At 42.7% G+C, this 17,350-nt stretch carries 20 protein-coding genes; all 20 read right to left on the bottom strand.

Translation table 11 applies throughout. The features are described from left to right. Positions 1–349: 349 nt before the first annotated feature. Entirely contained in the window at positions 350–529 is a 180-nt protein-coding gene (locus NIT79A3_RS01880) for a hypothetical protein (protein ID WP_013964570.1), read from the bottom strand. Positions 530–632: 103 nt separating this feature from the next. Beyond that, positions 633–1,304: a Bax inhibitor-1/YccA family protein gene (locus tag NIT79A3_RS01875; protein WP_013964569.1), complete on the bottom strand. Its 672-nt coding sequence runs from the start codon at positions 1,302–1,304 to the stop codon at positions 633–635. A 118-nt stretch (positions 1,305–1,422) separates the two neighbouring features. Further along, positions 1,423–1,863, bottom strand: coding sequence for a hypothetical protein (locus NIT79A3_RS01870; protein ID WP_013964568.1), 441 nt, complete (start codon positions 1,861–1,863; stop codon positions 1,423–1,425). Between the two features lie 24 nt (positions 1,864–1,887). Continuing rightward, positions 1,888–2,934 (bottom strand): Holliday junction branch migration DNA helicase RuvB, encoded by a 1,047-nt coding sequence (ruvB, locus tag NIT79A3_RS01865; RefSeq protein ID WP_013964567.1) that lies wholly within the window; start codon positions 2,932–2,934, stop codon positions 1,888–1,890. Between the two features lie 26 nt (positions 2,935–2,960). After that, a complete protein-coding gene (gene ruvA / locus NIT79A3_RS01860; RefSeq protein WP_013964566.1) occupies positions 2,961–3,545 on the bottom strand; it encodes a Holliday junction branch migration protein RuvA in 585 nt (194 codons plus the stop codon). After that, positions 3,542–4,060, bottom strand: a complete 519-nt coding sequence (ruvC, locus tag NIT79A3_RS01855; protein ID WP_041360463.1) for a crossover junction endodeoxyribonuclease RuvC — start codon at positions 4,058–4,060, stop codon at positions 3,542–3,544. Before ruvC ends, ruvA begins: the two co-directional genes overlap by 4 nt. Positions 4,061–4,083: 23 nt before the next feature. Further along, entirely contained in the window at positions 4,084–4,809 is a 726-nt protein-coding gene (locus NIT79A3_RS01850) for a YebC/PmpR family DNA-binding transcriptional regulator (protein WP_013964564.1), read from the bottom strand. A gap of 143 nt (positions 4,810–4,952) precedes the next feature. Beyond that, positions 4,953–6,809 carry a glutamine--fructose-6-phosphate transaminase (isomerizing) gene (glmS, locus tag NIT79A3_RS01845; RefSeq protein WP_013964563.1) on the bottom strand — a complete coding sequence of 619 codons (1,857 nt, stop codon included), beginning with the start codon at positions 6,807–6,809 and terminating at the stop codon, positions 4,953–4,955. Positions 6,810–6,869: 60 nt separating this feature from the next. Continuing rightward, entirely contained in the window at positions 6,870–8,243 is a 1,374-nt protein-coding gene (gene glmU, locus NIT79A3_RS01840; protein ID WP_013964562.1) for a bifunctional UDP-N-acetylglucosamine diphosphorylase/glucosamine-1-phosphate N-acetyltransferase GlmU, read from the bottom strand. A 233-nt stretch (positions 8,244–8,476) separates the two neighbouring features. Next, positions 8,477–8,899: a F0F1 ATP synthase subunit epsilon gene (locus NIT79A3_RS01835; protein WP_013964561.1), complete on the bottom strand. Its 423-nt coding sequence runs from the start codon at positions 8,897–8,899 to the stop codon at positions 8,477–8,479. 17 nt (positions 8,900–8,916) lie between these two features. Further along, positions 8,917–10,296, bottom strand: a complete 1,380-nt coding sequence (atpD, locus tag NIT79A3_RS01830; RefSeq protein WP_013964560.1) for a F0F1 ATP synthase subunit beta — start codon at positions 10,294–10,296, stop codon at positions 8,917–8,919. Between the two features lie 31 nt (positions 10,297–10,327). Continuing rightward, positions 10,328–11,212 (bottom strand): F0F1 ATP synthase subunit gamma, encoded by an 885-nt coding sequence (gene atpG / locus NIT79A3_RS01825; RefSeq protein ID WP_013964559.1) that lies wholly within the window; start codon positions 11,210–11,212, stop codon positions 10,328–10,330. Between the two features lie 3 nt (positions 11,213–11,215). Next, positions 11,216–12,757, bottom strand: a complete 1,542-nt coding sequence (gene atpA / locus NIT79A3_RS01820) for a F0F1 ATP synthase subunit alpha (RefSeq protein ID WP_013964558.1) — start codon at positions 12,755–12,757, stop codon at positions 11,216–11,218. Between the two features lie 12 nt (positions 12,758–12,769). Then, complete coding sequence (locus NIT79A3_RS01815; RefSeq protein ID WP_013964557.1) at positions 12,770–13,306, bottom strand: F0F1 ATP synthase subunit delta; 537 nt, start codon at positions 13,304–13,306, stop codon at positions 12,770–12,772. Then, positions 13,306–13,779 carry a F0F1 ATP synthase subunit B gene (locus NIT79A3_RS01810; protein ID WP_013964556.1) on the bottom strand — a complete coding sequence of 158 codons (474 nt, stop codon included), beginning with the start codon at positions 13,777–13,779 and terminating at the stop codon, positions 13,306–13,308. The genes NIT79A3_RS01815 and NIT79A3_RS01810 overlap by 1 nt, the downstream gene beginning before the upstream one ends. A 40-nt stretch (positions 13,780–13,819) precedes the next feature. Beyond that, positions 13,820–14,092: a F0F1 ATP synthase subunit C gene (atpE, locus tag NIT79A3_RS01805; protein WP_013964555.1), complete on the bottom strand. Its 273-nt coding sequence runs from the start codon at positions 14,090–14,092 to the stop codon at positions 13,820–13,822. Between the two features lie 56 nt (positions 14,093–14,148). Then, positions 14,149–14,958 (bottom strand): F0F1 ATP synthase subunit A, encoded by an 810-nt coding sequence (atpB, locus tag NIT79A3_RS01800; RefSeq protein WP_013964554.1) that lies wholly within the window; start codon positions 14,956–14,958, stop codon positions 14,149–14,151. A 29-nt stretch (positions 14,959–14,987) separates the two neighbouring features. Then, positions 14,988–15,362, bottom strand: coding sequence for an ATP synthase subunit I (locus NIT79A3_RS01795; protein ID WP_013964553.1), 375 nt, complete (start codon positions 15,360–15,362; stop codon positions 14,988–14,990). Between the two features lie 152 nt (positions 15,363–15,514). Then, positions 15,515–16,693, bottom strand: a complete 1,179-nt coding sequence (locus tag NIT79A3_RS01790) for an acetyl-CoA C-acyltransferase family protein (protein ID WP_013964552.1) — start codon at positions 16,691–16,693, stop codon at positions 15,515–15,517. Between the two features lie 64 nt (positions 16,694–16,757). Continuing rightward, positions 16,758–17,069 (bottom strand): Hpt domain-containing protein, encoded by a 312-nt coding sequence (locus NIT79A3_RS01785; RefSeq protein WP_041360061.1) that lies wholly within the window; start codon positions 17,067–17,069, stop codon positions 16,758–16,760. Positions 17,070–17,350 lie beyond the last annotated feature (281 nt).

Below are 17,350 nucleotides of genomic sequence, written 5' to 3'. Positions count from 1 at the left end.
TGATTTTTATAGCAATATTCCCCTGCTTTTAAAATGGTATTCTTCTTTAGCGCGCCTAAAGAGCATTGCTGAAAGGCAATATTTTCTTTCTAAATTCTTCCGAGTACACAGATATTCTCATCGGAATTGCCTATAAAATATCAACTTCAAGCTGAATCTATCACTGGAATTTTACCGGCGCACTCATTCATAATTTGCAAATACACTCAAGACTTGTTTCTACAAAACGACTTTTTACAATTCCTTAAACCCATTGAATATCAGACTTAATTAATTGAAATTTTATTTGTTTTTGAGCTTGCTCATAAACATTTTTTTCTTGAACTTGTACAAGTGCTGCAAATTTTCATCATACCAATTTCACTAAAAGCATAATAAATAAAACAACAACAACGATGGGTATAACAAACCCCATCCAATCTGCCGATGTGCCCTTTGAGCTATTCTTCACCATATCCCGTGTTACTGGGATCAGAATAATAATGAACGTTACCAACGCCAAAGCAGAAACAATTTCCATCCAGTCCATATTGCCCTCTTCCTGAATGCTTTTTTCTATAAATCTATTTTGTCCAAAAAAAACCCCGGATTTACCGGGGTGTTTTATTCATTCAAATCGTCAGGAATAAGTACTAATCGTCATTGCCCATGATACCCAATATTTGTAGTAAGCTAATGAAGATATTGAAGATTGTCATGTACAAACCAATTGTCGCCAGCACATAATTAGTTTCGCCACCGTGAATGATACGACTTGTGTCATACAAGATAAAGCCGCTCATAATCATGATAACTACAGCTGATATCATTAGTGACATGGCCGGTATTTGCAGGAATATATTTGCCAGTGCTGCCAATAGCACCAAAAGAAAACCTACCATCAAGAAGCCGCCCAGAAAACTGAAATCTTTTCGAGTAGCCAACGCATATGCTGACAATCCCATAAATATGACCCCTGTGCCCCCTAGCGACAATGTAATGATATTTCCACCATTAGGCAGTGAAGCATACATACTCAGTATTGGCCCCAATCCAAATCCCAGCATACCCGTAATCAGAAAAACAATCCCAATACCGGCTGTGGAATTAGCAAAACGAGGCAGAACAAACATGGCAATCACCATACCGCCAATTACAGAGATCATGTAAGTCATAGGCGGCATATTCATAAACATTGATAGTGCAGCAGTAAGACCGCTGAACAATAATGTCAATGATAAAAGCATATATGTGTTGCGTAATACTTTATTCGTCGTAATAGCTGACGACGATCTTTGAGCAACTGTTGAGTAATTTTGATTCATTATTAAATGCCTCCACTATAAAATTAATACAAGACTATTCTAACGACAAATAAGACTATAATATCCCAAATATAGTTCAAGGCATAATAGCACGAATTATACCGGTCTATTAATTACCCTATTCCTGTGTAGCTTTTGCTAATGTAAAGTTATAAACAAGAAAAAATCCGCCTCGTTCTAACAGGGTGATATTCATATTAACAGGACCTGCATCAAAGTTTGCAATGCCTGAGTAATTGATGCGCTTCTCACCCACAATTGAGAATGCACTGGCAGTATGCGAAAAATTAAGCTCCTGAATAGACCGGAACCGGCCGAATCCGCGATACAAATTCATCAGTTTATCCAGTTGTTCGTCACTCACCGCTTGCTTTGCCTCTGGTGCCAGATGAGTCAGAAGCACTTGCTTTTCCCAGCCAGAGATTTCAGTCAATATCCTGGCAACAGCAGGTTCTGCACTCTTACTGTAATAATCTTTTTCTCGATTGGTATAAAAATACAACATAATAACCAATGTAAGTAATATGGCTACGATGATGCGTAATGTTTGAATTTGCATAAGTCGTGAACTATAAAAGACTGATTATAAGTTATTCTCTTCCCACAATTCGCCGCTTAGCCCGTTTCTCGGCAAAGTAATACCAAAATGTTGATAAGTCGCTGTCGTTGCCACACGACCTCTCGGTGTACGTTTCAGAAATCCTTGTTGAATCAAATAAGGTTCTAGCACATCCTCAATTGTGTCACGCTCTTCACTAATTGCCGCAGCGAGATTATCAACACCAACAGGCCCCCCACTAAATTTTTCTATTACTGCCAACAACAACTTTCGATCCATGACATCCAAACCGATTGCATCCACATCCAACATGCTTAAGGCCGCGTCTGCTACTGCATGAGTTACATGTCCATCGGCTTTAACTTCGGCAAAATCACGCACACGACGCAGCAGTCGATTAACAATCCGTGGAGTTCCGCGCGAACGGCGCGCAATCTCAAATGCACCATCGGGTGATATTTCTACTTTTAATAACCTAGCTGATCGTATGACAATTTTGCTTAATTCTTGCGGCGTGTAAAATTCCAAACGCGAAACAATGCCAAAACGATCACGCAACGGATTAGTAAGCATACCGGCGCGGGTCGTAGCCCCGACCAGAGTAAATGCGGGCAAATCCAGTTTTACAGAACGTGCAGCTGGCCCTTCACCAATCATAATATCCAGCTGGTAATCTTCCAGCGCAGGATACAGAATCTCTTCGACCACCGGGGATAGTCGATGAATTTCATCAATAAATAAAACATCGTTAGGTTCCAAGTTTGTCAGCAAAGCTGCCAAATCTCCCGGCCGTTCTAAAACTGGACCGGATGTTTGGCGCAAATTAACGCCCATTTCTCTGGCAATAATATGTGCAAGCGTAGTTTTACCTAGACCCGGTGGACCAAATAACAAAACATGATCAAGCGCTTCATTACGATTTCTTGCCGCCTCTATGAATATCTGCAGTTGCCCGCGAATCTTTTCCTGACCGACGTATTCTTCCAGTTGTTTTGGGCGTAGCGCACGCTCCAGAATTTCTTCCTGGGATGATTCAGGCGCTGCGGCAACAAGTCGATCTGTTTCAATCATTCACAATAGCTCAAGTAGTATTCTCGCTACTTTTCCTTAGATAATAGTTGCAACGCCTGCCGTATTCCATCGGAAACGTTTGCATTTGATGCGATTTGCTTAATGGCCCAATCGGCTTCCCGATCATTATAACCTAATGATAACAAGGCATTGAGTATGTCACTACCATTATTAGGAGTAGCTGAGCTTTGGTCTAAATTGATACCCTCAGTATCCAGCTTATCCCGCAACTCCAGCAACAAGCGCTCAGCTGTCTTTTTCCCGATACCGGGCACTCGAATGAGTCGTGTACTATCTTGGTCTCCCACAGCTCGGTACAGATCAGGCACACTCAAACCTGATAAAAGTGCCAACGCAGTTCTTGCGCCTACCCCTGAAATCTTTATCAGCTGGCGAAAAGTCTGACGCTCCGATTCCGTTGCGAAACCAAACAAGAGATGCACATCTTCACGTATCACAAGATGCGTATACAATGTCGTCTGCATACCGGTCATTGGAAGATCATAAAAAGTACTCATCGGCACATCTATTTCATAACCAACCCCCTGTACATCCAACAACACCTGCGGAGGATGTTTTTCGAGCAAGATACCTGTTAATCGCCCGATCATACTAAGCGCCCACGTTTCATGCGATAGCCTGCTGTTGCAATCTTTCCCAACCCCATTCCACCATGGGCATGACATATCGCACAAGCCAATGCATCTGCCGCATCAGCGCTTGGGCTACCGGTCAGATTAAGTAATCGCACGACCATTTCCTGCACTTGATCTTTTTTTGCATGACCATTACCCACCACTGCTTGTTTTATTTGCAACGCAGTATATTCAGCCACGACCAGATCATTCATCACAGCTGCGCAGATAGCCGCGCCACGTGCCTGACCTAGTAATAATGTTGATCGAGGATTGATATTGACGAAAACTTGCTCTATGGCAACATGTTCGGGTTGGTATTGCGTAATGACCTCATTTAAATTATTTAGAATCAATTTGAGGCGGGAAGGTAACTCACCTTCAAATGTTTTGACATTGCCGCTGCTGACATAGGTTAAATTACTCCCATATTTATCGATCACGCCAAAACCGGTAATACGTAAACCAGGATCTATGCCAAGTATACGGATTTCATCACCTGCCAATATGGCTTTTATTCATCAAGGATTGCTGTGGTGTATACATTCTGCACATCATCAAGATTTTCCAAGGCGTCCAGTAATTTCTGCATTTTTACAGCATCATCACCGCTTAGTACAGCTTCATTACTTGGCTTCATGGTCACTTCCGCCAGCTCAGCCTTAAACCCTGCTTTCTCCAATGCTTCCTTAACGTTTATAAATTCATAGGGATCAGTAATCACTTCGATACTACCATCCTCATTGCTGATCACATCTTCAGCTCCGCCCTCCAAGGCAACTTCAATGAGCTTATCCTCATTAGTTCCTGGTGCAAAAACTAATTGACCGCAGTGTTTGAATAAGAAACTGACAGAACCGTCCGTACCTAGATTACCGCCATACTTTGTAAAAGCATGGCGTACATCCGCTACAGTGCGAACACGGTTATCTGTCATACAATCGACCATCACAGCAGCACCCGCTATGCCATAGCCCTCATAACGAATTTCTTCATAATCAGCACCATCCAGGGTGCCACTGCCACGCTTAATCGCACGCTCCACGTTGTCCTTCGGCATATTCTGATCGTATGCCTTATCCACCGCCAAGCGTAAGCGCGGATTACTATCCGGATCTCCGCCACCCATACGAGCAGCCACAGTTACTTCCTTAATAAGCCGTGTAAATACCTTACCGCGTTTCGCATCCTGTGCGGCTTTTTTATGTTTGATATTAGCCCATTTGCTATGACCTGCCATTTATCTGTGTCCTTTACGAAAGTAGATTTATGTTACCACTCCATAGCTTATGGATAAAGTAATGAACTCTAGTCACATAAAACAGTTATTCATTTTGTATAACATACAAACAATTTTAAATACATTTAATTATCTTATTGCACTTATTCCACCGTCACTGCTTTTGCTAGATTCCTTGGCTTATCAACATCTGTACCTTTTTCCAAGGCAACATGATAAGCCAATAGCTGAAGCGGTATTGTATGAAGAATTGGACTGAGTAGACCCGCATGCTCTGCTAGTCGGATCACATGCAGATTCTCGCTTTGCGCTATCTGGGAATCTGCATCCGCGAACACATAGAGTTCGCCACCTCGAGCATGCACTTCTTGCAGGTTCGATTTTAGTTTCCCTAACAGCTGATCATTGGGAGCAATTGCAACAACTGGCATTTCGCTATCCACTAAAGCTAATGGACCATGTTTTAATTCTCCAGCTGCATAGGCTTCGGCATGTATATAAGAAATCTCCTTGAGCTTAAGTGCACCTTCCATGGCTACAGGATAATGAACGCCACGTCCAAGAAATAATGCATGGCGCTTTTGTGCAAAGCTTTTAGCCCAAATCTTCACTTGCGGCTCGACTTGTAGGGCATGCTGCAAGGCTACCGGCAAATGACGTAGCGCCATAATCATCCGTTGTTCATCTTCATTAGATAACTTATGTCGCATCTTCGCCAGTGTCACCGTTAGCAGTAAAAGTGATGCTAACTGCGTAGTAAACGCTTTGGTCGAAGCCACACCAATTTCTGGACCTGCCCGGGTGAGGAAACGCAGATCAGTTTGCCGTATCAGAGCACTTTCCGGCACGTTGCAAATAGCAAGACTGTATTGATGACCTAATTTCTTCGCATAGCTCATTGCCGCCAGAGTATCTGCGGTTTCTCCCGATTGGGAAATGCCGACAACTAAAGTAGTTGGATCTGCTATGGGATCGCGATAACGATATTCGCTCGCTATTTCAACGTTACATGGCAAACCGGCAACAGTTTCCAGCCAGTAACGAGCAACCAAGCCTGCATGAAAGCTGGTTCCGCAGGCCAGTATCAGAATACTGCTAGTTTTATTAAATATATTCTCAGCTTCACTACCAAATAAATTGGGTGAAATAGACTGAGCACTGAATACCATTTCCAACGTATTTGCCACAGCACTCGGCTGTTCAAATATTTCCTTCTGCATGAAATGAGCATACGGTCCCATTTCTATTGCTTCACTCGCCAGGCTACTTTCGTGAACTGTACGTTCGACTTCTTGTGCTAAACTGCCATTAAGACAATTGACAATGCGATAACCGTTGCTTGTCAGTTCAGCGACATCGCCTTCTTCCAGGTAAATCATATTTTTGGTTGCTTTTAATAATGCGGATGCATCAGAAGCCGCATAATTCCCGCCCTCACCCAAACCCAGCAATAATGGCGCTCCGTTACGTGCAACAACAAGCTTTTCAGGCCGGGCTTCTTCCATCACAGCAATTGCGTAAGCGCCTTGTAATTCAGCAATAGACTCGCAAACAGCTTTTAATAAATCAAAGGTCCGTTTAAGATTAAATGCGATGAGATGTGCAATAACTTCGGTATCGGTATCCGATATAAATTCAAATCCTTCCGCCTGTAAGCGCTTGCGCATTATTTCATGGTTTTCAATTATTCCATTATGCACGATAGCAATTCTAGTATCTGTGCCTACAGTCCCGGAGAAATGGGGATGCGCATTACGTTCTGACGGAGCTCCATGCGTCGCCCAGCGTGTATGTGCAATGCCCGCGAGTCCTTGTGTTTTCTGCTTAATCGCAAGTTTCTGTAATTCAGTTACGCGGTCTGTAGTGCGTAATCTTTGCAGTCCATTACACGTTACCACCAGTCCGGCAGAGTCATATCCTCGGTACTCTAAACGTAGCAATCCTTCCAGCAACATTGGAACGATATTAACATTGGCTACTGCACCAACAATTCCACACATTGTGTATTCTCCTTGCAACTAAACCTGATATATCAGAATCTACTGAAACAAAATTCCATTTTATACTTTTGGCTTCTGCGGACGCTTCCATCCAGCAATGCTCACTTGTTTTGATCTGGATAAAGTAAGCTGGCCTTCCGGCGTTTCCCTAGTGATAGTCGATCCAGCCCCAATTGTTGAACCTTTAGAAATTGTGACTGGTGCAATTAGCTGCGTATCTGATCCGATAAATACATCATCCTCTATGATGGTTTGATGTTTGTTTGCACCATCATAATTACAAGTAATTGTTCCGGCGCCGATATTGACATTCTTCCCTACAATAGAATCACCAATATAGCTTAAATGATTTGCTTTACTTCCTGAAGCGATCTGACTATTTTTCACTTCGACAAAATTACCAATATGCACCTTGTTTGATAGTTTGGTTCCGGGTCGAATCCGTGCATATGGTCCAATCTTGCAATTCTCACCTATCTCTGTATTTTCAATTAGGCTATACGGCAGTATCGTGGTGTCTGCTGCAACTTTTACATTCTTTAATATGCAGTGCGCACCGATTTGAACAAAATCATCAAGCTTGACGTTCCCTTCAAAAATACAGTCAATATCAATTTCAACATCAGATCCGCAGATAAGTTCTCCCCGTATATCAATTCGCGACGGATCCATCAAACTGACTCCCTGGTGCAAGAGCTTGTCAGCGCAATCCCTTTGATAAATTCGTTCAAGCGCTGCAAGTTGCGACTTGTTATTAATGCCCATTACTTCCCATAGATTTGCGGCTTGTGATGATGCAACCTGAATATCTTGTTTAACCAACAAAGCAATTATATCGGTCAGATAATATTCATTTTGCATATTTTTATTTTTAATTTTTGGCAGCCAGTCATGTAAATACTCATTGGGTATCAGCATTATTCCAGTATTAATTTCATGGATCTCCTGTTGCTCAGCAGAGGTGTCTTTTTGCTCAATAATAGCCTTAATTGCTCCTGTTTCAGTATCACGCACAATTCTGCCATAGCCTAAAGGATTTTCGATCACAGCAGTTAACAGCACACAGTGTTTTTCTTCTGCTTTAGCTATTAATTTTTGTAAAGTATGAATCCTGATTAATGGAACATCACCATATAGCACCAGTGTCAAGCCATCTCTTTCAAGATGCGGCAGTGTTTGCATTAATGCATGCCCTGTACCCAATTGCTGCTCCTGGAGAACCCAAGTTAAATCATTCCCTTTGATTGATTGTTTAACCTTTTCAACCCCATGGCCGATGACAATGCAGATTTTCTCTGGTGATAACAGTCTGGCAGTTTTAGTCACATGCATTAGCAAAGAACGGCCTGCCAAGGTATGCAATACTTTCGGAAGAGAGGAGCGCATACGTTTTCCCTCACCTGCTGCCAGTATCACAACATTTAGCTTTGTCACAATATTAAACTTCCTTAATTTTCATGTGTTATCAATCGAGCGCATCAGTACTGATGAGTATTTCAACTTTTCATTTGTATTGAATAAATTTTGTAGTTGTCCCGAGTGGATTTATATTGCTAAATACTTTAGCATTTATGCGGCAACCTTGAGAAACTTGTTTGAAAGTATTTAGCAAACCGCAGATACAAAAAAGGCGACATATGTCGCCTTTTTTGCTTTTATTGCCTTAACTAGTGTCCGCGCTTTCTTAGCTTATCAATTGCAGCCAATTGCGCCATGGCTTCAATTAATTCGGCCTGTGCTTTTGTATAATCCATTTCAGATTCTTTATTCTTCATGGCCTCTTCCGCTGCTCGTTTTGCTTCTATAGCTTTGGCTTCATCAAGATCATGACTGCGCACTGCAGTATCTGCTAGTATGGTAACACTATCGGGCTGAACTTCTAGCATGCCTCCAGAAACATATATAAGTTCTTCTTCTTTTAACTGTGCTTTGATACGCACCATGCCAGACTTGATTCTTGTCAACATCGGAGTATGGCGCGGATAAATACCTACTTCACCCATTTGTGCTGGTGCAACTAAAAACTCTACTGGGCCAGAATAAATAGATTCTTCAGCACTAACGATATCAAGATGAAAAATGGTGCCCATTGATAATTTCTCTCAATTTATTGAAGGGTCTTAGCTTTCTCAACGGCTTCTTCGATGCTGCCTACCATATAAAACGCCTGCTCTGGTAGTTCATCATATTCGCCTTCAACAATACCTTTGAAACCTTTGATTGTATCTTTGAGCGATACATATTTTCCCGGAGATCCGGTAAAGACTTCAGCTACGTTAAATGGTTGTGATAAGAAGCGTTGAATCTTTCTTGCACGACTGACAGCCAGTTTATCTTCAGGTGACAATTCATCCATACCTAAAATGGCAATGATGTCTCTCAACTCTTTATAGCGCTGCAATGTTTGTTGAACAGCGCGCGCAGTATTATAGTGCTCTTCACCTACAACTTGTGGATCAAGTTGACGTGAAGTTGAATCAAGCGGATCCACAGCCGGATAAATACCTAGCGAAGCAATATCTCGAGACAATACCACAGTTGCATCCAAGTGACCAAAAGTTGTAGCTGGAGATGGATCAGTTAAGTCATCAGCTGGCACATAAACAGCTTGTATTGAGGTGATCGAACCAGTTTTAGTCGATGTAATACGCTCTTGCAAACGTCCCATTTCTTCAGCCAGTGTCGGTTGATAACCCACAGCTGATGGCATACGTCCCAACAGCGCTGATACTTCAGTCCCTGCCAATGTATACCGATAAATATTGTCGACAAAGAATAGAACATCACGGCCTTCATCGCGGAATGATTCTGCCATTGTCAAGCCCGTCAGTGCTACGCGCAAACGATTTCCAGGAGGTTCATTCATTTGCCCATAAACTAAAGCTACCTTATCAAGAACTTTGGATTCTTTCATTTCGTGATAAAAGTCGTTACCCTCACGAGTACGCTCACCCACACCTGCAAAAACAGAATATCCACTGTGCTCAATCGCAATATTACGGATCAACTCCATCATATTAACGGTTTTACCGACACCAGCACCACCAAACAATCCGACTTTTCCTCCTTTTGCAAACGGGCAAATCAAATCAATCACTTTAATGCCAGTTTCGAGTAATTCGGTAGATGCTGACAATTCATCAAATGCAGGTGCTTCCCGGTGGATAGACATATTTTGTTCTGCACCAATTTCACCCATTTCATCTATAGGGCGGCCTAGAACATCCATAATACGTCCCAATGTTTTGGTTCCTACTGGTACAGTAATCTGTTTGCCAGTATTTTTAACCATCATTCCGCGGCGCAACCCATCAGAAGATCCCAGTGCAATTGTGCGCACTACTCCATCTCCCAGCTGTTGCTGCACCTCCAGCGTAAGCTCAGAACCTTCCATTATTAACGCATCATATACTTTTGGAATGGACTCACGTGAAAATTCCACATCAATCACCGCACCAATACACTGAACAATTTTTCCTTGACTCATCGTTGTTCCCTAACTAAATACTAAAAATGTTTTAAACAGCCGCCGCGCCACCGACAATTTCCGACAATTCCTTGGTAATCGCTGCTTGTCGAGATTTGTTGTAAATCAATGTTAACTCATCAATGACACTTCCTGCGTTATCAGATGCAGCCTTCATCGCCACCATCCTTGCGGACTGTTCTGATGCCATATTCTCAGTGACGGCCTGATATATCAACGCTTCGACATAACGTACCATAATATCGTCTATAACAGGCTTTGCTTCTGGCTCATAGATATAATCCCATGTAGCCTTCGGTTTATCGCTAGCTTGTTCTTCTTTCTGCATACGTTCATCTGTCAATGGAAGCAACTGCTCCATTACAGGCTCTTGCTTCATTGTATTGATAAAGCGATTATAAAAGACATACACTCGATCAAATCGGTCCTGTGTATATCCATCCAATACCACTTTAACTGCGCCTATGAGTTTTCCCATATCAGGTGTATCGCCAAGCCCTGTAACTTGCGACGTGACATTTGCACCGATCCGACTCATGAAACCCAGACCTTTATTGCCAATGCAACAAACCTCAATTTGTTCGCCATCTGCCTGCCAAGCCTTCATTTGATTAATAGCTTTACGCAAAACATTGGTGTTCAAACCTCCACAAAGCCCTTTATCTGAAGTCACGATAATAATGCCAATGCGTTTAACAGTGTCTCGTTCAATCAGAAAAGGATGCCGATACTCTGTATTTGCCCGACTCATATGTGCTGCGACATTACGTATTTTTTCACCATAAGGCCGTGCTTTTTTCATACGATCTTGCGCTTTACGCATTTTAGAAGCCGCCACCATTTCCATGGCACGCGTTATCTTTTGCGTATTCTTTACGCTCTTTATCTTATTTCGTACTTCTCTGCTGCCAGCCATAATTTAATATGTTCCGTTTAGCTTGAATTCTTTGATTGCAGAAATCAATTCCTTTTCAGTCTCCGCATCTAACTCTTTAGTTTTTTCAATCTTGTCGAGAATTGCTCCATGCTGATTACGTATATAACTCTTCAGCGCAGATTCAAATGCCAATGCCCGCTTCACTTCAACATCATCAAAATAACCATTATTAATAGCAAACAAAGTAAGCGCCATCTCAGACACACTAAGTGTTGCATACTGCGATTGTTTCATCAATTCAGTTGCCATTTTTCCACGTTCAAGCTGCTTACGTGTCGCTTCATCCAAATCAGATGCAAACTGGGCAAATGCAGCCAATTCACGATATTGCGCCAATGCCAGGCGTATACCACCACCTAATTTCTTAATAACCTTAGTTTGTGCTGCGCCGCCAACGCGTGAAACTGACACACCTGCGTTAATTGCTGGACGAATACCAGCATTAAACAAGTCTGTTTCCAAAAATATCTGTCCATCTGTAATCGAAATCACATTGGTTGGCACGAAAGCTGTCACATCGCCGGCTTGTGTTTCAATGATTGGCAGGGCAGTCAGTGATCCAGTCTTACCTTTTACTGCGCCTGCAGTAGCCTTTTCGACGTATGCCACGCTGACTCTTGCTGCTCTTTCCAGCAAACGAGAATGAAGATAAAACACATCGCCCGGATAAGCTTCGCGACCTGGCGGACGTCTTAATAACAAAGAGATTTGTCTATATGCCCATGCTTGCTTAGTTAAGTCATCATAAACAATCAACGCATCTTGACCTTTATCCCGAAAATACTCACCCATAGTACATCCAGAATAAGGTGCAATAAATTGCATTGCTGCAGATTCTGATGCGGTTGCTGCCACCACAATGGTATATTCCATTGCGCCATGTTCTTCCAGTTTACGTACCACGTTTGCAATCGAAGAAGCCTTTTGTCCGATCGCAACATAAATACAGAACATGTTTTGACCTTTCTGATTAATGATCGCATCTATGGCTACTGCAGTTTTCCCTGTTTGTCGATCGCCGATGATCAATTCACGCTGCCCACGCCCAACCGGAACCATCGAGTCTACTGATTTTAAACCTGTTTGCACTGGTTGATCTACTGACTGGCGCCAAATCACACCCGGTGCTATTTTTTCTATAGGCTCAGACCTTACTGCTGTAATTGGCCCTTTTCCATCTATAGGCTGCCCCAAAGCATTTACAACTCTGCCCAACAAGCCTTCACCAACGGGCACTTCTAGAATACGTCCAGTACATTTAACCGTATCGCCTTCACAGATGTGCTCATATGCACCCATAATAACAGCGCCCACTGAGTCTCGTTCAAGATTCAGTGCCAAGCCAAAGGTATTACCGGGAAATTCCAACATTTCACCTTGCATTACATCTGACAAACCGTGAATACGTACAATGCCGTCCGTTACAGAAACAATAGTTCCTTGCGTACGGACTTCTGCTGTATCTACAAGTCCTTCAATCCTTTTTTTAATCAGCTCACTGATTTCGGATGGATTTAACTGCATTTCATTTAACTCCTAGCTTTTAAGGGCAACGGCCATGGCTTCAAGTTTACCGCGAACTGAGGCATCAAGAATCTCATCACCAATTTCAACTTTAATTCCACCTATTAATTCCGGATCAACACTTACTTGTGCCTCTATCTTGCGCTTAAATTTTTGTTCAAGATCATCAATCAGTTTCTTCAGTTGCTTACTTTCCATTGCAAACGCACTCACAATTCTTGCTTCCAGCACACCTTCGTGCTGCGCTTTTAATTGTTCAAATAATTGACTAATCTGAGATAGCACAGTTACCCGCTTATTTTCTGTCAGCAACATCATCAGATTACGAGCCTCTGTATTGAATTTATTCCGCCCAATCTCCAAAAATAATTCACCGAGCTGCTTTGCAGAAATCACAGGATTACCTATGAGTAGCTTCATCTGTGCATCCTCAGCAATCGCTGCTGCAAGCTGTAACATTTTTGACCATTGAGCCAAACTATCATTAGCAATCGCCAACTTATACACCGCTTCTGCATAAGGCCTTGCAACTGTAATCGCTTCAGCCATTATTTCAAGTCTTCCTCAATAGAAGCAAGCATATCGGCATGTGCTTTCGCATCCACTTCACGACGCAGTATTTTTTCAGCGCCAGCAACAGCTAATTCAGCAACATGTTGACGCAACATTTCTTTTGCACTGAACACTTCATGTTCTATATCCGCCTTTGCGCCAGCAATTATGCGATCGCCCTCTTCTTTCGCTGTTCTTTTAGATTCCTCAACAATTTCTGTAGCCCGCTTTTCGGCTTGCAAAATTATTTCCGAAGCACGCTGCTTAGCTTCTTTCAATACATCAGAAGAGCGTTGACTTGCCAACTCTAATTCATGACGACCGCGTTCACCTGCCGCCAATCCATCAGCTATAGTTTTTTGACGCTCCTCAATTGCACGCAATAACGGCGGCCACACAAATTTAACAGTGAACCAAATAAATATTGAAAAGGCTATCGCCTGAGAAATTAAAGTAAAGTTAATATTCATGACAAGCCTGTAATATCTGATCTATCCAGCAATAACATTATTATTTAATAACTGCCAGCAACGGATTACCAAATGCAAACAACATTGCCAAACCAACAGCAATAATAAAGGAAGCATCAGTTAAGCCGAGCAAAAGAAATACCTTACCTTGTAAAGTAGGTATCATTTCTGGCTGACGCGCCGCACCTTCAAGAAAACGGCTACACATTACACCCACACCGATACAGGCACCTGCTGCGCCAAGTCCGATCATCAAACCAATACCTATTCCGGTATATGCCTGAATCATTGCCAAATACTGCAAATTCTCCATTTTAGATTCCTTTTGATAAGATTAAAAATATGCCACAAAAAATAAAGCTTCTAAAATTAATGTGATTCATGCGCCATTGATATATAAACCACAGTTAGCATCATGAAAATAAAAGCTTGTAAGGTAACAATCAAAATATGAAAAATCGCCCAACCCGCTCCTAGAATTGCACCAAAAATTGCACCAGAAACTCCTGTTGCCGCCCACATGCCCAACAGCAAGAAAATTATTTCTCCCGCATAGATATTCCCAAATAGACGCAACGAGTGAGACAGGGGTTTAGACACATACTCTATGAAATTAAACAACAGATTCAGTATCCAAAGCAGCGGATTTTTCCCAAACGGTGTACAAAATAGCTCGTGCATCCATCCCCCCCACCCCTTGATCTTCACATTAAAGTAAAGCATCAAGAACCAGATTGAGAGAGCCAATGCAAATGTTGTATTCACATCAGTCGTCGGCACTGTCCGCCAATTATGCAAACCGAACGCATGCTCATAGACCCAGGCCATAATGTCTATTGGCAGAATATCCATAGCGTTCATCATCAAAACCCACACAAATATCGTTAATGCTGTGGGCGCGACAAATATATGCCGGTTACCATGAAATGTATTTTTAACTTCATTGTCAATGAACTCAACCGCAAGCTCGACAAATGCTTGACGTTTAGATGGCACACCAGGCGTTGCTTTACGCACAACTAACCAAATAAATCCAAAACTAATAACCCCAAGAATTAAAGATGTAACCAGGGTATCAACATGCAAAACCCAAAATGAGCCTTCGCCGACTTGTGTTGTTAAATTAGTTAAATGATGATCAATGTATGATGTTGGAGTAAGTTCTGTATCTGATGCCATGCGCTGCCTGCTCTACCATTAAATTTATCTTATTTTGTATCGTCTGATACCAATAACGCCATGCTATAGACCAAAACAATCAGGATAAATGTTCCAATAAATGCGAATGCATTTACATCCTCATAATTTTTAAACACCATCCATAACAAGCTTACAGTCAATATTATTTTTATTGCTTCAGCCCTTAATGCGGTTCTGACAGTCCCTTCAGCAGTATATCCTTTGTGCCTGGATACTATCATCGCGTATGCTGCCGAGGATATTACACTCACCGCCCCGCCAAGCATCGCTGATACAGCACCATGAAAACCCAGGACAAACCAAATTACAACCGCCACTATCAAGGTGATTAGCAATTGCAAACGCAGAACAATATTGAGCGGTCTATTTTTTATCCAAGACATGCTTTTCACCCACCCTTGGAACAGACAGCGTTGCTTACACTTAAAAAAGGCGTAATTGTAGCTGAATCACTCCACACAGTCAATGTAAAATTCTGATTCACCAATCTATGAACAGGCTGCAAAAGAAACCTATCTGCGGTGTTAAGCAAGCTCTATAGCCTTTCTAATATTGCAGCAATCCCCTGGCCGCCACCGATGCACATGGTCACCAATGCATATCTCCCGCCGCATCGGTGCAATTCATAAATAGCCTTAATCGTCAAGATACTGCCAGTTGCACCGATGGGATGACCCAATGCGACAGCACCACCATTCGGATTGGTTTTTTCTGGATCAAATTGCAGTTCTTTTGCTACAGCACAAGCTTGCACAGCAAAGGCCTCGTTGGATTCAATGACATCAATATCTGCTATTTTAAGATTTGCACGCCGCAAAGCTTTCTGAACAGCCGGCACCGGCCCGATGCCCATAAATTTTGGATCAACACCGGCATGACCATAAGAAACCAGTCGCGCCAACGGTTTCAAGTCGCATCTCTGCGCTGCTTTACTTTCCATGAGCACCACTGCGGCGGCACTATCATTAATACCGGAGGCATTGCCTGCCGTTACCGTGCCATCTTCTTGAAAAACAGGACGAAGCTTTGACAGAGTCTCCATACTTGTGTTTTCACGGGGATGCTCGTCCGTATCAAAACGGATTTTTTCTTTATGTGTCGTTATTTCAATAGGCAATATTTGCTCTTTAAAATAACCATTCCTTATCGCATGTAGGGCACGCCGATGACTTTCTGCCGCAAATGTATCTTGTACTTCACGGCTGATTTGCCATTTAGCGGCAATATTCTCGGCAGTAATGCCCATATGCACGTTATCGAATGGATCGGTCAATGCCCCGATCATCATATCTACGGTACCACCATCATTCATGCGTTGCCCCCACCGCAAGGCAGGTAACAAATATCCTCCTCGACTCATGGATTCAGCGCCACCGGCAACTGCCACATCGGTGTCATTTAGCAGAATATTTTGACTTGCCGAGATGATGGCTTGTAGACCGCTCCCACACAGCCGGTTCACTGTCAGCGCTGAAGTGTGTTGCGCTAAGCCGCCATTAATACAAGCAACGCGCGCTAAATACATATCGCGAGATTCTCCGTGTATTACATTGCCAAAAACCAGGTGCCCAACAGCATCTGGATCAATTCCGGCGCGTAATACTGCTTCCTGCACGACCTTTGACGCCAAATCTGCAGGAGCAGCATTTTTAAGTGCGCCGCCGTAATCACCGATGGCCGTGCGCACGCCACTCAGAATGACAACATCCCTCATGTATTTTCCTTTTTATTGCGACAAATAGAGCCATCTCACATAAGAACAGCAGAGTTCCTGTAAATTATGGCCTTAACAGTAACTCTTCCAGCGCGACCTTTACACAACCAAGCTCGTGCTGCAAACTCGCCAACAACTTCGTGGCCTCATCCATTTGATCATTCTCTCCATATGCTTCCAACTGGCGGCAAATATCGGCAAGTGTTTCCGCGCCGACATTCGCTGCACTCGATTTGAAAGCGTGCGCTACCTTAACTAAGGCGTGCCGATCTACAGTTCTTATAGCATTTTCAATTTGAGTCAAGGATTCTGGCGCAGACGACAGATAGATTGCGACCAGTCTTTTTAAAAACCCGGCCCCGCCCTCTGGATCCAATTGGCGTAATACTGTGAGCTTGTCTAGATTGAGAACAGGATTATTTATTTTGATATTTTCTTTATCAGAATGCGTGCTGGTTTAGAATTTGATATTCTTCGACACAGTTTGCCCGACCAGCATTGGTCAAAGTGGATTCAGCATATTGATTTGTAAAAAGCTAATCTCAAACTATACCTACGTTGACATGAATCCATCTAGCATTACGAGCCCAAAAAGCTCTCCCCCGATCTGCTGGTTACCGTTTGCCGCATTAGCACAACAAAAACACAATGCGTATT

Origin of the sequence: Nitrosomonas sp. Is79A3 (genome assembly GCF_000219585.1) — a bacterium.
Taxonomy (GTDB): Bacteria; Pseudomonadota; Gammaproteobacteria; order Burkholderiales; family Nitrosomonadaceae; genus Nitrosomonas.
Note: the sequence above shows the minus strand (reverse complement) of the source record. Positions and strands in the feature narration are given on the sequence as shown.